Origin of the sequence: Flavobacterium algicola (assembly GCF_022399565.1) — a bacterium.
In the GTDB taxonomy this organism is placed as follows: Bacteria; Bacteroidota; Bacteroidia; order Flavobacteriales; family Flavobacteriaceae; genus Flavobacterium; species Flavobacterium algicola.
The window spans coordinates 1,237,432-1,252,495 of the sequence record NZ_JAJTUT010000001.1; the positions used below are offsets into that span (position 1 = coordinate 1,237,432).

The window sequence follows — 15,064 nt, forward strand, 5'->3', positions numbered from 1 at the left end:
GAAATTCAAAAAAAGCACTTTTAAGATATTTCGGAACTATTTCTAGTACTTAAAAAAATATCAAAATGAACACTATGCATAGAATCATTTGTATATACTAAAAATTGAAGATAGTAATCCAAAGCAATTTGTAACCAAAATTTTAGTCTGACCTTGTCAAAGACTACGATTAAAATACGTTTCGACAAGCTCAAAGTAAGATAAGGATAGTACCAATAATAATTTCAACATTAAATCACGTAGGCCTATTAATTGTTAAGAAAAACATTAATTGAAATCAGAAAATATAGAGTCTGACATTCAATCGCTTACATAATTATTATAAATTTATTAGCCATACCGGCTGCTGTTGTTAGTTTTTATGCCAAATAAAAGTATATTTGTGATTCGAGAGCAGATCAATTCTGCTTATTCTACGGGCGTAGTTCAAGGGTAGAATAGCGGTCTCCAAAACCGTTGATGGGGGTTCGAATCCCTCCGCCCGTGCAAGTCAATTTTAAACAACAAAGTCTAAGGGAAATACCTTAGACTTTGTTGTTTAAATTGGAAGCCAATTCTCTATTTAAGACAATATAGACCATAATAATGAATCAGTAAATGGTCATGAATTCAAATCGATCTACACTTAATTACATAACGTTCAACTTTCAGTTCATTTTCGTCTCCAAAATTTTCAAAGGTTAAAAGTAAGTTTGCTACATTTTACAAACATTCTGAACCACTTCCTTCAATTCCTCCGTTTTCTGAGTACCTACTAAAATTTTTTTGCCGTTTTTAAATTCAATAGCAAGTCCTTTATTTCCTTTTGTGTTATAAACAGTTCCGTATTTCGTAAAAAGTCGAATACCGTAACCAACAAAATTATAAGTAATTAGTTTGGCTGATTTTACTTCGTTCCATTGGATTACTTTATTTGTGAAAGGAAAAAAATTTATCCGGATTTCTTTTCCATCGATTGAAGTTTTCAATTTCGAAAATAAAAATAGAAGTAAAATTCCAAATGAAACTATAGCTGCGATTACCAATCCTTTATCTGAAATTGGCTTATCGCCAAATTTCCTATCCAAAACTATTTGTTGATAGCAACCGTAAATCGGAATTAGAGTAATTACAATTAACATTAATAAGAGCCACCATTGGGTGAATTTTTGTTCTTCTTTGAATTGGTTTTTCATTTTTTTGTCGTTTACTAGTTTATCAGGATAATACTCTCTCCATTATTCAAGGCAGCAACTAGTTTAATGTTTCCCGACTAGAATCTACTCGTAGTAAGTGGCCTCTCGTTAATAAAAAAAAAGGTTAAAGAATTTCATCTTTAAATTTTTTATCGTCAACAAAACGAACTTTGACAGGAATAGCATCTTCGGTTCCGTAAATTTTTAACTCCATGATATCGGCGGGCAAGTTGAATTTCCTCTTTGCTAGTTCTTGTTTTACTTCTCGAATAATTAGACCTCTTAATACTAGGGATGCTCTCCTATAATCTTTGGTATCGACCCAGAAAAAAACCTTCAAATTAACGGTACTAGCAGCAAGCTCATCCTCGATTACAAAATTTTCATGATCTACATCTTGCACAATATCTTTATTCGAATCCAAAATTTCTTGAATAACATTTTTGGCGGCTTCAATGTCATCTTCATATCCAATACCTACCAAAAAATCTACACGATAAAACCCATCGGCGGTATAATTGGCAACTGGCTTTGTAAGTACGTCACTGTTTGGAATGTAAATATCGCGACCATCAAATGTTTTTATATGTGAATAGCGAAAGCTAAGTGCTTTCACTTTTCCAAAAATATCATCAATTTGTATAGTGTCATTAATATTGAAAGGACGGTTGAACGCCAATATTATTCCTGCCAAAAAATTTTTACCTATATCTTGAAAAGCAAAACCTAAAATTATGGCTCCACCTCCTACTGCTGTTAATAATCCCGTAGCTATTCCATTCAATCCAGCAACTTGCAGGGCAAGCATAATGGCAATAATAATCAATATGATCTTTATTGCCTGTGCCAAGAATCGAGCCATCAATGGGTCCTCCGCTTCTTTTTGAATGCGTCTTTTGTAGATATTTGTTATTAGTTGTGCCAGTAATACACCAGCGATAACTACCAATATTGCCAAAGCTATGCGGGGCAAAATAATAAGAAAATTTTGGTAATATGTATTTAATGAATTAGTTATCGTTTCTTGTGGGGTCTCTATCTGTAAAATTATCATCTAAATGTTTTATTTAAAGATAGTAAAAAATCTTAACCTGTCTCAGGTCTAATTAAACTCTAAAAATGAATCATTTGAAATTAAAAGTGTTTCATTCCTTTATGTATAATCGCAAACAATTTTCGAATCATTGTTTGTAAAACTATTCTATTAAAAAGACCTTACTGTTTTTTATTAAAACCTTATTGCTCATTATAAAAATTCTCAATTTCAACTACTATTGTGATCTGACTTGTCCCTAAGGTAAAATTGATTATTTTTGCACCCAATTAAACTGAATTATGATACAGAATCCGAAAAGATATACCATTACTGCTGCTTTGCCATATACTAACGGACCCATACACATTGGGCATTTGGCAGGTGTATACGTACCAGCTGATATTTATTCTCGTTATTTAAGAGCGCATGACAAAGATGTTTTGTTTGTATGCGGAAGCGATGAGCACGGTGTGGCAATCTCGATGAAAGCTAAGAAGGAAGGCATTACGCCTCAAGAAGTGATTGACAAATACGATGCAATTATCAGAAAATCATTCTTAGATTTTGGAGTATCGTTTGATAATTATTCTCGTACGTCTGCTCAAATTCACCACGATACGGCACAAGATTTTTTTAAAAAATTATATGAGAATGGTGATTTTATAGAGCAAGTAACAGAGCAACTGTACGATGCAAAGGCCGATCAGTTTTTGGCAGACCGTTTTGTAACCGGAACTTGCCCAAAATGTGGTAATGAGGAAGCATACGGAGATCAATGCGAAAAATGTGGTTCTACACTGAATGCTACGGATTTAATCAACCCAAAATCGACTATTACAGGAGAGACGCCGGTTATGAAAGCAACGAAACACTGGTTTTTACCTTTGGATCGTTACGAAGATTTTTTGAAAGAATGGATCCTTATTGGTCATAAAAGTGATTGGAAACCGAACGTTTACGGTCAAGTAAAATCATGGATAGACGGTGGTCTTGAGCCTCGCGCCGTAACACGTGACTTGGATTGGGGAATTGATGTTCCGCTTCCGGGTGCCGAAGGAAAAAAACTATACGTTTGGTTTGACGCACCGATTGGCTACATTTCTGCATCAAAAGAATGGGCTTTACGCGAAGGAAAAGATTGGGAACCATACTGGAAAGACAAAGAAACGAAACTAGTTCACTTTATTGGGAAAGATAATATCGTTTTTCACTGTGTCATTTTCCCTGCGATGTTAAAAGCAGAAGGAAGTTATATTTTGCCAGACAATGTTCCTGCAAATGAGTTCTTGAACTTGGAAGGAAATAAATTATCAACTTCTAAAAATTGGGCGGTTTGGTTGCACGAATATTTAGAAGAATTTCCGGGGCAGCAAGATGTATTGCGTTATGCCTTAACATCAAATGCACCAGAGACAAAAGACAATGACTTTACTTGGAAAGATTTTCAAGCTCGAAATAATAATGAATTGGTTGCTATTTTTGGAAACTTCATTAATCGCGTTGTAGTGCTGACTAATAAATATTACGAAGGAGCTGTTCCTAGCGCGAACACTTTATCAGAAGTAGACGAAGCAACTTTAACCGAATTGAAAGCCTATCCAGCTGTGATTTCGAGTTCGATAGAGCGTTACCGATTCCGTGAAGCATTGGGCGAGTTGATGAATGTAGCTCGTTTGGGTAATAAGTACTTGGCAGATGAAGAGCCTTGGAAAATGATAAAAACAGATGCTGGTCGTGTACAAACTCAAATGTATGTAGCATTGCAAATTGCAGCGGCTTTGAGTACGTTATGTGAACCGTTCTTACCATTTACTTCTGAGAAATTGAAACGCATTTTGAATATTACAGCTACAGATGTTGCCATTACTTGGGATACCATTTCAGATTCATCTGATTTATTACCCGCTGGACACCAAATAGGACAAGCAGAATTGCTTTTTGCAAAAATAGAAGACGAAGAAATTCAAAAACAAATAGACAAATTGGAAGCTACAAAAACCGCTAACATCGCCGAGAATAAAAAAGCAGAACCACAAAAGGAAACAATTCAATTTGAAGATTTTGCGAAAATGGACATTCGCGTAGGGACAATTCTTGAGGCTGAGAAAATGCCAAAAGCAAATAAATTATTAGTCTTAAAAGTAGATACTGGAATTGACGTTCGTACAATTGTTTCTGGAATTGCAGAAAGCTTTAAGCCTGAAGATATTATTGGGAAACGCGTGAGTGTTTTGGTAAATTTAGCACCAAGAGCATTGCGTGGAGTAGATAGTCAAGGAATGATTTTGATGGCTACCAATGCAGAAGGAAAATTGGTATTCATCAATCCTGATACTGAGGGAGTTCCCGATGGAGACATGATTAGTTAAAAAAAACTACAAATATAAAAAAGCCTGTTTGAAATTTGATTTCAAACAGGTTTTTGCTTTTTATGCCATTCACTATTTTATATAATAGGTTTATAATAATTTGTCTTTCGAATACTATTATAGACGTATTTACCAATGTCAAAATGTTTTACCACTCTCTTTTATTAAATCTACTAAGCTAGTATTGAGGTGATAATGTCAATTTATAACTGCTCTTTTTTGCTTAGAAAGAATTAATAGGATAGTACCTTGAGAGAATCTTACACTCTCATGCAGAATTAGCCATCCATTATCAAACTTACTAGTCGGAACGTCGTGATTACAATAAATGCGTTATCTTTTATTATATTTTAAAATCCTAATTTGAAACGATTGTTACTGCAGCAATCAGTAACTCAATAACGGATTTAGTTTACATACCACGGTATCCAGCAGATTTTGGAATGCGCTACCGAACGTTTGAAATGGCAGTTCTAGACTACCGCCAGATCTACTATAAACAAGTAAAATATTTGAGTTGCAACTTCGATTGTATTCTTAAAAAAATTACAGAAGAGTCGGTAATATCTGCCTCTTAATACTTAAAAGAACGCAATAAAAAGAATTTTTATTCACACCATACTATTTGGTGCTAAATTGAAAAACATAATAATTTATTTACAGATTAATTACAATATGTGCTACTTTAAATTTACTTTTGACAAGCAAAAATAACTATAAAAAAATTATATGGCACAAGATAGAGAATTTCCCCCAGCATTTAGAGTAAAGAAAAGTAGAGGTCAGTCAATTGCAATTTGGATTTTAAGCATTTTATTACTTCTTACGACTACTGCATTTTATTTTTATCACCAACATGTAACGGAACAGTTTTCTGCTTACAACCAAACAAATGAAGATACTAGCGCAACTAATGGAATGGCCTCGATGAGTGACTTAAATCATTGGAGAAATGCAACATTTACGATTCCTGAATATGATGATATACCTGAAAATTTCCAGCGAAGTATTGTTAAGATATTTATAGACAATGGATATTATAATGGGGATGATCAAGCTAACTACTTTTTTACAAAAATTCCAGACCGTGCAAAAGGTGTTTTTGCCTACGGGTATTTTACAGGAGGCAATGAAATCGAGATGGCATTTTTATTAGAAAAGCAAGATTTTGAAAGCAGCTCACTATTTATTATTGCATCTAACGGTGATTTACTTTATTGGAAAGAGATTTCTTCTGAATTGCCCACCATAAATAGTTTTAAGCAAGGTGCCAAAATATATACCGACGAAATGGTCCTTAAACCATCCAAATTAGATGGTTTAATTGCAAATAATAAAGGCACCAAATATGCCTACGTATACAATCAAAAAGCCAAAACTTTTGATAAATATTACCAATATACTGAAGCGGAAATAAGAGCGTCGAAAGAAAATTTTGAACTTGCAGAAAGTAATGAAGACGAATACGTGGAGTAAGTTGTGTGTAAAAAACAGATAAATACAATTTTTACACTATTTATTTATCGCATCAATTGCACAAATTAGGCTGATCAATTAGATGATATTAAAATAAACAATGCTTTTTTTATAAAATTGAATGTTCAACTTTGAAACAATAGTTTTCTAGGCCATTTTAATAATAAGCAAAAACTCAATAAAAAAATAGACAAAATTATATATCCGCCAACGACTTAAATACTTGGCGGGAGTTTTTGCGATGAGCAGCCTATTTACCACTCCACTGCTTGTGGTTTTCTATAGGATAAGATTAGAGTTTTGTAAAAAAAAATTACTGTAAATACTATTATTTCAATTACTACGGTGGCACTTTTAGTTATCTATAAAAGATTAACAGCGTACAATTTAATATGTAAAAGATAAAATTACAGCTCCACCAAAAGCACTTCAAAGCATTTAAGAATAAATACAAAATCTATGACAATCATTTTATTTTTTTTAATAGCAATTTCCTTTTTTGGTTATCTTATTTTCAAAAAATCACGTCAAAACATCACAACAACAGTAAAAATTTATGAATCCGTTCTTGTTGTATGTGGCATATTATCTCTCATTTTATTTGTTTTTTCTTGGACGTATAATTCGGCTGACTATTACACAGCTATTGATATTGTGGATGGAGGTTACACGCCATTTGCTTCGGCCCATATTCTCACATTATTTGTTTTTTTTGCTCTATCATGGTGGGGTGTTTTTGCACTGTGGTTGCGGGGAAATAGCTTACCGCCATTATTATTTGTTTTAGCAATTATTTTCATTCTAATCGGTTCTGTAATTAGTGTTACCACCATACTACAATTGGCGACCAATGATGAATCTTCTGACGTAGGTTTTGTTTTCTGCTTTCTACCTATCTACCACCTCATAATATCTATTTCTTTATTAATTAAGATTGTAAGAACTGAATGTAAGTTGGCTTCTGATAAAATTTATAGCAACAAATACCTCAATACGTTAAATCTATTTATGGCAAGTAGCAAAGAAAAACCTTTCTTAATCTTGATACTTTGCTTTCCGGTTTTTATTATTGTTACGGCAATCTTAATGTTACTTGGTCAAGATTACAATTCAATCGCTAAAGTTTTTACTGAAACAACGACTTGGACTTTTTCGCAACAATCACATCCACCGTTTTTAGATCACAGAGGTCATTACTTGTGTACGGTGGCTATTTGCGGTGATGCCAAGGTGGTAAAGCCGCTGCGTTTTGGTAAAAGACACGGTCATGAAATTGTGGTAAATAGACAATTATTAATTGCTAATGCTTTTGAGGAATTGATTCAAGAAAGCACTCCAAGACTGCACAAATTAATTCGAAATGCCTACGACACTTACGGTTATCCACTCTCAAAAAAAATCAAAACCGCAGATCACTCTAATTTAGTTTACCGATTAATGAAGCCTTTGGAATATTTATTTTTAACTATATTATATTTATGCTGCAGTAAACCAGAAGAAAAAATCAACAAACAGTATGCAATTTAGGAGTCTGTTTGGGGCGTAAAATCATTTGGGCAAAATGACTGATTTTTCATCACTACATAAACCGTAACGAAGATCTGCAAAACGTAAATCTAAGACAGACCTCCATTTACTATTGAATGAGTTTTAGCTTTTTGTCTTTGTATTCGTATCTTATATTGTTATTTTTTAATAAAATAGCTTCATTACCAGGCTTGTATGTAATCGAATCTGAATCAAAAGTAAAAATAAGTCGGTTTTCTTTTTCATTAACTTTTAAAATATTTACCAAGCTTGTTTCTTGATCATTACCATCAATATCAATATTTCCCGCATATTCGATTTTCCCGTTTTCGTAAAGGAACACTTCACCGCCAAAATAATATTCATATCCCAATTGACATACAATAATAATTTTGTCATTCTTTGTATTCTTATAAAAATGAGGACTAAATAGGAATACGTCACCCACCCCTTTTGACTTAAATAAAATTTCATCTTTTGCATTAAGTAGAAGTAATTTATCACCCCAGTCTTTATCGTAATCTGGATTGACTGTTTGATCATATCCTACCACAATTTTATTCGAACCTAATTGAAAGGCTTCTGAAATATCAAATCCCTGCAATTTAAAATTACTTATGTTCTCTAGTCTAAATTCAGAATAGTTAATAAGTTGTGGCCTCTTTGCGGGTTGATGTTCAATCTCTACTGGAACATTTGCTTTATCCTCAAAAGCTTCAACTTTTTTCGAACTGTCTTTACAAGAATATAAAATTATAATAAGAATTAAACCCATCACCTTCATTTTAGCAAATTGAAGATTTATAAAACCGTAGTTATTTTGAAATTTTACATAAAGCGAATCTTCTTTCATGGAATATTATTTTTTAAATTCTATGTCAATATATGGGATTTTTAAGCTGAATATATTACAAAATATATCAATTCTTATATATATGTATGACTCAATGAAATTAGCGTCTTAAGTCATAGATAATTATTTGATTTTGAATCTAATTTTTGCGTTCCCAAAAAGTCCGGGCTATCCGCTAAATCTTTTTTATAAAAAATAATAAAGGATATCGCGCTTATTCCTAACGCAAAATCAAATAACACAAAGAAAATGTTTTCTAATACCTCCATAACTACTGTAGGAATGCAACTATATCGTAAAATTTATTAGCTTTTGCAATTTCAACAGGCAATTTTCCATAAGCAATATCATCACCACAATCAAAAGTTTCCGGTTTATCTTTGTCAGCACCTTTCTTAACTAAATACTTAACCATATTCAAATTGTTTTCTTTTATGGCAATTATTAATGCCGATTCTCCATCGCATTCGTTAGATGATATTTCATCTTTTGTCAACTTTAAGGCATCGAGCACCTCATAATCTGACTTTCGCACAGCTTCATAAAAGACCCATAATTTACCTCTCACATCGCCGGAATCCTGCCTTGCTCCATTTAGTAATAAATATTTTGCACCTTCATAAAACTGATAAAAACCTGCTTTATTAAAGGAACCATTATCTTTATAATCGATTCCATTTTCGACTAGAAACTTCATAATCTTCAATCTTTTATATTCGGCCGCGATCAAAACAAAATTTTCTTCTTTTTTATTCATAGTTGTACCTTGATCAACCATAAATTTAAATAAATCAATATTATCTGCTGCCCAAATGATTGCTTCTAAAGGCGATATTTTATTTTTGGGTTGAAAATTTGGTGGGAATTTAGTTTTCACCATCATCTTAACCTTGTCTGAATCATTTTCAAAAATGGCATCGTAAAATTCATCGACAACTTGCCACGTTGGTTCAGAATTCTCTACTTCACTTGTTTGGTTGCCAGTGAACGGCGCATCATCCATTAAAACCTGTTCAAGCTTTTGATTTTCTTTGACCTTTTCAACGCAGGAAACAAATCCGATTATTATTAGCGTGAATAAGGTAGTTATGTACAGTTTTTTCATATTTATTTTATCAATTGTATCTTTCTGAAAACAAGTTTAATTAAGTTCTCAAAAATCGGTCTGTTTTTGTTCCTCGGTCTTTATAATTTTCTTAAAAAGTAAATTTTATAAGTTTCATTTATATCACCCCAAAAAAATTTACACATCATTACGATGTAAGTCGAAGTTTATAAATTGAATGTGGAATTATACTTTTCGGACCGGGAATATTTATACTGTAGTTCCTCTCCAATTAAAAAAAAACCATTTCCTGTATTCTAAAGCACTTAAATACAGAGTGATACTATTTGAATCTATTGTAGTTAGTTTAAAAAAAAGTTGTTACTTAAAAAATTTGCGATGTGTGAAGCTAAACTATTATTCATGAATCACAGAAAATTTAAAAATACTGAAATATAATTGTCCTAAATGGTTTTCGAAGTTAAAAATTTCTTTTTAAACTAGTTGGTTTCACATTTCAAATCCTAAATAAAAATTAAAAAAATCTGTCAATACATTTAAGTAATTAACTTTACGTTCAACTTTAAAACTTTTTTATGAAAAAAATTAAAAACTCATTGTGTGTTGCCTTCTTATGTATGGCAACTGTATTTTCTGCAACAGCACAAGAAAAGAAAGCGAGCCCTGCAGAAGTGGCTCAAGGAAAAATCAATGGAGCAATTGTAACTATAAATTATTCTAGTCCAGCGGTTAATGAAAGAGCAATTTGGGGTGAGTTAGTTCCTTTTGGAAAAGTATGGCGTGCCGGTGCAAACGAAGCAACAACTATCAAAACTGATAAAGATCTGATAGTTGAAGGTAATAAGCTTACCGCAGGAACTTATTCCGTCTTTGTAATTCCTCAATTACATGAAGCAACTGTAATATTTAATAAAGTCGCCAAACAATGGGGTGCTTCAAAATACGATAAGGCTGAAGATGCTTTTAGGGTTTCGGTAAAACCAAATGCAAGAAAATTAAAGGCAGAACGTTTGACATATACTATTTCCTCAAATAAAATTGTGTTAAGTTGGGACTATTGGGATATTCCTTTGAGTGTGAAATAATTGTTTCAATATATTGATTATTAATTCAAACGTTGCCTGTACTCGTTTGGACTCATCGCGGTTTTCTTTTTGAACATTTTACTAAAGTACTGTGGATACTCAAAACCCAAAGCATAAGCGATTTCGCTGGCACTCTCACTCGAATTTAGCAATTGATTTTTGGCCTTTTCGATTATAAATTGATGAATATGATCTTGAGTACTCTGTCCCGTTTCTTTACGTAACAGATCACTCAAATATTTGGGCGACATATTCATCGCTTCTCCGCAATAGTGCACGGAAGGAATCCCTAACTCAGTTTGTTTATTCGACTGATAATACGTTTTTAAGACTTGCTCAAATTGTGTGACAAAATCCTGATTCAAATTGGTTCGGGTAAAAAATTGGCGGTCATAAAACCGGACGCAATAATTGAGTAACAATTCTAGGTTCGAAATGATTAACGTTTGGCTGTGAGCATCGATATTGCCATTGTATTCGCGTTCGATTTTTTCAGCGATTTCGGTTACTGTTTTTCGTTCTTCGTCCGAAAGGTGTAGGGCTTCATTGGACGCATATCCAAAAAAGGAATACTGCTCAATCTTCTTTCCTAATTCTGATTTTCGAATTAAATCAGGATGAAAAACGATGCTCCATCCCGTATCATCGCGATTTACATTCTGTTTTTCGAATTCCATAACTTGGTTCGGCGCCATAAAAACCATCGAACCTTCTTGATAATCATAAGAGTTACGGCCATAATTGGTTATGGTAAAGGGGCAAGTGTCTTTTAGGCTAATATGGTACAAACCTACAGCATATTTAAATCTATCGATTTCTAAATCTTTCAACTCTTTTGCCAAGCGTACTACCGAAACCAACGGATGTTTTGGCTTTGGAATTCTAAAAAAATCATGTAATTCTGAAACTGTATTTATGGTGATTATCTCCTTCATAGCATTCAAATTAGATTATAATTTTTCCCACCAATTATCGTATTTAGAACTCGTGTCTTGGATAAAAATCTCCTGACCTATTCTTGGTGTGAGTACTTCAAGATTTAACTGTTTGGCTTTGGCTTGTACGCGAGTGATAGGGTCTGTCCAGTCGTGTAGCGCCAGTTTAAAACCTCCCCAGTGAATGGGCATTATCTTTTTGGCTTTTACATCAAGACCGGCTTGCGCAGTTTCTTCAGGGACCATATGTATATCGGACCATTTATTGTCGTATTGCCCACATTCCATTAGTGCTAAGTCAAAAGGGCCGTATTTATTTCCGATTTCCGCAAAATGAGATGCGTAACCACTGTCTCCACTAAAGAACAGTTTTTCGTTCTGGGATTGAATAACCCATGAACTCCATAAGGTGCTTTGCCCATTGTCTAATTTTCGACCCGAAAAATGCTGTGCAGGAGTACAAACCAAAGTTAGTGTTTCAAATTGAATTTCTTGCCACCAATCAAGTTCGGATATTTTGGAGGTTGGGATTCCCCAAGCTTTTAAGTGCTCACCCACTCCTAATGGCGTAAAAAAGTGTTTGGTTTTGTCTTTTATTTTCATGACCGTTTCATAATCCAAATGGTCATAATGGTCGTGTGAGAAGATCACAGCATCAATTTGTGGCATTTTTTCGATGGCAATTGGCAATTCGGCATTGAAACGGTCTGCGCCAAGCATTGGATGTGGCGCTGCTACTTTACCAAACATAGGATCTAGCAAAATTGTTTTTCCGTCAATTTGCAACAAGAAAGCCGAATGTCCAAACCATACCAATCGTGCTTTGCCCTTGTAATCGGCTACGTCAATTGAATCGATTTTTTGAACTTTCAAATCTTCTTTGGGACGGCCGTTCTTGGCTTTGGAGGTAAAAAAATAAATGGCAACATCCATCTTCTCCGAAAAACTTAATTCTTTGGGAACCGGATTGGTATTGTTGAATTTTCCATTTTTGAATTGTGCCGATTTTTGGTAGGCTAGTTGCTGTTCTTTCGACACATCACCACCAAAATTGGGGTAATAGGTGGTAAAAGCCAAGTACAACAGGATAAAAAGTCCGATTATGAGAAGGAGTACTATCATGATTTTTTTAAAGATTCGTTTCAAAATTTTATTCTTCTATTAGTATGGAACAAAATTAGTCGAATTGAATCGTACTGTTGTACTCTAAATGCGTTTGGTTGTATCCTTATTGCTGATTCTTAAAGTTTTTCATCATTTCGACAGCCGAAACATGGTTTCTTCCGCTTGCTTTTTGGTAATCAGATGGAACATCGTTGGCGCCATTTCTAATTCCTTCATAGATTCCGGCGATTATAGTTCCAAAAAAATCTCCTAATGCCGCTTTTCTCTCTGCAGCGTATTCTTCGATTGAAACCGAATTATACACCAAATTGGTATCAAAAACAGCATTGATAGCGGCCGCAAGTTCGCTTTGAGTGATTCCTTGACCGACCAAATTATATATACTACCGTTGTGTTGGTCTTCGATTAGCATTTTCGCGTAAGCGTAACCTAACTCTTGCCTGCTCGTGTAAGTACACTTGCCTTCACCCGCACAATTACGAATTTCGCCGTCTTTTATGTAGGTTTCAAGATATTCCAAATCGGGCTCGATGTATATTCCGTTACGACCAATTACGTAGTCCAAACCAGATTCTTGCACATCTCTTTCAGTTTGTCTGTTGGTTTGTACGATTGGGCTAAAAGCGTTATTTTCTTCGGCACCTACGATACTCGTGTACACGATTTTTTGGACTCCTGCGCTTTTTGCGGCTTCAATCACATTGCGGTGTTGTTCTATTCTTTTTTGTGGTTCGTCCATGCCTGAAACCAGTAAAACTGCATCGACACCTTGCAGTGCCAAATCAAAATCAGCACGATTATTATAATCTCCTTTTCGAACTTCTACGCCCAGATGTTTTGCTTTTTCAACGGTTCGAGCAATGGCAATGACATTTTCATTTCCGATCAGGGTTCTGAGGTGTTTAACAATTGAAGCTCCTAAATGTCCACTTGCTGATGTTACTGCTATTTTCATACTGTTGTTAAGTTATGGGGTTTTAAAATACAGTTAAAAAGAAGATATTTTCATCTTGTTTTACTTGCTTGTAATTTTCACTTGCATTCATTAAAATCTTGAAATTTAGTTTTGTAAGTACTGTATTTTTAAATCTTTACTCTAATCCCTTTTTATCTGGATTCCAGAATGGTTTTGTTTTTATTTTATTGGTTTCCCATTGCAATTCATTTCTAAAATAATGATTCAACTCAACGCAAACCCTACTGTCACCAGCAATATATACTATTCTATTGCCTGTCATTTTTGGTGTAATTTCTTTTATAACTTTTACTATTGCATCGACTGGGTTTGCTTCTAAGTTATGAAAATTAAATGGTTTAGAACCATCAATGTCTTCAAAAAAGTCTGATGATTTGTGACTGTACACCAAACTTTCAACTTGCTTATTTGTTGGTAAATTTCTGTTAAAAATATATAAATGGGATAAGGCAGATAAATCGCCAATCATTAAATAACTGTCAGCACTATCATCAACCAAGAAATTGCCCTTTTTCCATTTATAATAAACAGTATCACCTACTTTGCAATTAATGGCCCATTGCGATCCAATTCCGTTACTATCTGTCGCGATCGCTAAGTCTAAGTATCCTGCGGTTTTATTAATATCCCAAACACTATAACTACGCACTTTGTCTTTAAATGAAATGTTGTCATTACCAATACCAATGCCTAAACGCAAAAAATATCCTGGAGTAAAATCGGTGTTTTTGATGCTTTTACCCTGTAATCTAATTTTAAAAACAGAAGCCGAAATTTTTATTTTTTCGATAAGGATCGCCTCATCAAGTACTAATTTTTTTAGTACGTTTTCTACTAATCCCATATCGATTATAAGTTTGAAGTTTTTTTATTTACACGTATTTCTATAAACTTATTTTTAACGAATGGCGTTCTAATTACAAAACCAAGTCCAACGATTATGCCGTAAATCAACCAGGTCTTTTCGAGCAGAATTACGTGTAGTAAACTCAAAATAATAGCTGCGTACGAATACGTTTGTATCTTTTTCCAATTCTTTTTTAAGGTTTTCATTGCTTTTCTATTCGATGTAAAAAAGAGCGGAATCAAAATTAAAACAGCGACTAAACCCGCAACATAATTGACTTGAGTGAATGTTTCTGCAAATCCTTCGGCCCAAATAAATATGATAAAATGAATAAAACTCCAAACCGCTGCGGCAATCCCCATGGCTTGACGAACAAATAAGTTGCTTACGCCAAAAATGATAAAAAAGGGTGTGCAGGTAAGTACAGCAGTCATCCATCTAATAGCGAATTCTCCCGAAACATGGTACATCATATCGATATTTGGTCCACCTTCTTGACGGAACATATTAAAAAGTATAAATAATGGAAAGGTTGCAAGTAATGCAACAATCAACCATCCGTAATTTTTTTTAATGAAATTCATTTTTTATGTC

Annotated in this window: 13 protein-coding genes and 1 tRNA gene; 5 read left to right on the top strand and 9 right to left on the bottom strand. The window is 33.8% G+C overall.

Translation table 11 applies throughout. From position 1 onward, the window contains the following. Positions 1-415: 415 nt before the first annotated feature. Positions 416-486: transfer RNA gene (locus tag LXH21_RS05235), tRNA-Trp, on the top strand. Positions 487-695: 209 nt separating this feature from the next. On the opposite strand, the gene LXH21_RS05240 is transcribed toward LXH21_RS05235, so the two are convergent. Beyond that, the gene (locus tag LXH21_RS05240; RefSeq protein WP_239863201.1) at positions 696-1,175 is read right to left on the bottom strand and encodes a hypothetical protein; all 480 of its coding nucleotides are present in this window, start codon (positions 1,173-1,175) and stop codon (positions 696-698) included. A gap of 124 nt (positions 1,176-1,299) precedes the next feature. Continuing rightward, the gene (locus LXH21_RS05245) at positions 1,300-2,229 is read right to left on the bottom strand and encodes a mechanosensitive ion channel family protein (RefSeq protein WP_262916174.1); all 930 of its coding nucleotides are present in this window, start codon (positions 2,227-2,229) and stop codon (positions 1,300-1,302) included. Between the two features lie 281 nt (positions 2,230-2,510). Here LXH21_RS05245 and metG point away from each other — a divergent pair, with 281 nt between their 5' ends. The 3 genes from metG (at position 2,511) to LXH21_RS05260 (ending at position 7,583) form a co-directional block, all read left to right on the top strand. Next, positions 2,511-4,580 carry a methionine--tRNA ligase gene (gene metG, locus LXH21_RS05250; protein WP_239863202.1) on the top strand — a complete coding sequence of 690 codons (2,070 nt, stop codon included), beginning with the start codon at positions 2,511-2,513 and terminating at the stop codon, positions 4,578-4,580. Positions 4,581-5,309: 729 nt separating this feature from the next. Next, positions 5,310-6,056 carry a hypothetical protein gene (locus tag LXH21_RS05255; RefSeq protein ID WP_239863204.1) on the top strand — a complete coding sequence of 249 codons (747 nt, stop codon included), beginning with the start codon at positions 5,310-5,312 and terminating at the stop codon, positions 6,054-6,056. 459 nt (positions 6,057-6,515) lie between these two features. Next, positions 6,516-7,583 carry a DUF6688 domain-containing protein gene (locus LXH21_RS05260; RefSeq protein ID WP_239863206.1) on the top strand — a complete coding sequence of 356 codons (1,068 nt, stop codon included), beginning with the start codon at positions 6,516-6,518 and terminating at the stop codon, positions 7,581-7,583. Between the two features lie 109 nt (positions 7,584-7,692). Here the strand turns inward: LXH21_RS05260 and LXH21_RS05265 are convergent, their stop codons facing one another. Together LXH21_RS05265 and LXH21_RS05270 are read right to left on the bottom strand one after the other, a co-directional pair. Continuing rightward, the gene (locus tag LXH21_RS05265) at positions 7,693-8,436 is read right to left on the bottom strand and encodes a hypothetical protein (RefSeq protein ID WP_239863207.1); all 744 of its coding nucleotides are present in this window, start codon (positions 8,434-8,436) and stop codon (positions 7,693-7,695) included. Between the two features lie 271 nt (positions 8,437-8,707). After that, positions 8,708-9,541, bottom strand: coding sequence for an ankyrin repeat domain-containing protein (locus LXH21_RS05270; RefSeq protein WP_239863208.1), 834 nt, complete (start codon positions 9,539-9,541; stop codon positions 8,708-8,710). Between the two features lie 536 nt (positions 9,542-10,077). Here LXH21_RS05270 and LXH21_RS05275 point away from each other — a divergent pair. Then, the gene (locus LXH21_RS05275) at positions 10,078-10,587 is read left to right on the top strand and encodes a DUF2911 domain-containing protein (RefSeq protein WP_239863210.1); all 510 of its coding nucleotides are present in this window, start codon (positions 10,078-10,080) and stop codon (positions 10,585-10,587) included. Between the two features lie 20 nt (positions 10,588-10,607). On the opposite strand, the gene LXH21_RS05280 is transcribed toward LXH21_RS05275, so the two are convergent. The 5 genes from LXH21_RS05280 to LXH21_RS05300 all read right to left on the bottom strand — a co-directional run bounded on the left by LXH21_RS05280 (position 10,608) and on the right by LXH21_RS05300 (position 15,054). Beyond that, positions 10,608-11,522, bottom strand: a complete 915-nt coding sequence (locus LXH21_RS05280; RefSeq protein ID WP_239863211.1) for a helix-turn-helix domain-containing protein — start codon at positions 11,520-11,522, stop codon at positions 10,608-10,610. 15 nt (positions 11,523-11,537) lie between these two features. After that, positions 11,538-12,644, bottom strand: coding sequence for an MBL fold metallo-hydrolase (locus LXH21_RS05285; RefSeq protein ID WP_239863212.1), 1,107 nt, complete (start codon positions 12,642-12,644; stop codon positions 11,538-11,540). Between the two features lie 106 nt (positions 12,645-12,750). Beyond that, the gene (locus LXH21_RS05290; RefSeq protein ID WP_239863214.1) at positions 12,751-13,602 is read right to left on the bottom strand and encodes an SDR family oxidoreductase; all 852 of its coding nucleotides are present in this window, start codon (positions 13,600-13,602) and stop codon (positions 12,751-12,753) included. Positions 13,603-13,738: 136 nt separating this feature from the next. Beyond that, positions 13,739-14,467, bottom strand: a complete 729-nt coding sequence (locus LXH21_RS05295) for a siderophore-interacting protein (protein ID WP_239863216.1) — start codon at positions 14,465-14,467, stop codon at positions 13,739-13,741. A gap of 5 nt (positions 14,468-14,472) precedes the next feature. Beyond that, positions 14,473-15,054 (bottom strand): ferric reductase, encoded by a 582-nt coding sequence (locus LXH21_RS05300; protein WP_239863217.1) that lies wholly within the window; start codon positions 15,052-15,054, stop codon positions 14,473-14,475. Positions 15,055-15,064: the final 10 nt, after the last annotated feature.

Coding starts and splice junctions, on each gene's coding strand:
- LXH21_RS05240 (WP_239863201.1), bottom strand. CDS start 1,175: ATGAAAAACCAATTCAAAGAAGAACAAAAATTCACCCAATGGTGGCTC.
- LXH21_RS05245 (WP_262916174.1), bottom strand. CDS start 2,229: ATGATAATTTTACAGATAGAGACCCCACAAGAAACGATAACTAATTCA.
- metG (WP_239863202.1), top strand. CDS start 2,511: ATGATACAGAATCCGAAAAGATATACCATTACTGCTGCTTTGCCATAT.
- LXH21_RS05255 (WP_239863204.1), top strand. CDS start 5,310: ATGGCACAAGATAGAGAATTTCCCCCAGCATTTAGAGTAAAGAAAAGT.
- LXH21_RS05260 (WP_239863206.1), top strand. CDS start 6,516: ATGACAATCATTTTATTTTTTTTAATAGCAATTTCCTTTTTTGGTTAT.
- LXH21_RS05265 (WP_239863207.1), bottom strand. CDS start 8,436: ATGAAAGAAGATTCGCTTTATGTAAAATTTCAAAATAACTACGGTTTT.
- LXH21_RS05270 (WP_239863208.1), bottom strand. CDS start 9,541: ATGAAAAAACTGTACATAACTACCTTATTCACGCTAATAATAATCGGA.
- LXH21_RS05275 (WP_239863210.1), top strand. CDS start 10,078: ATGAAAAAAATTAAAAACTCATTGTGTGTTGCCTTCTTATGTATGGCA.
- LXH21_RS05280 (WP_239863211.1), bottom strand. CDS start 11,522: ATGAAGGAGATAATCACCATAAATACAGTTTCAGAATTACATGATTTT.
- LXH21_RS05285 (WP_239863212.1), bottom strand. CDS start 12,644: ATGATAGTACTCCTTCTCATAATCGGACTTTTTATCCTGTTGTACTTG.
- LXH21_RS05290 (WP_239863214.1), bottom strand. CDS start 13,602: ATGAAAATAGCAGTAACATCAGCAAGTGGACATTTAGGAGCTTCAATT.
- LXH21_RS05295 (WP_239863216.1), bottom strand. CDS start 14,467: ATGGGATTAGTAGAAAACGTACTAAAAAAATTAGTACTTGATGAGGCG.
- LXH21_RS05300 (WP_239863217.1), bottom strand. CDS start 15,054: ATGAATTTCATTAAAAAAAATTACGGATGGTTGATTGTTGCATTACTT.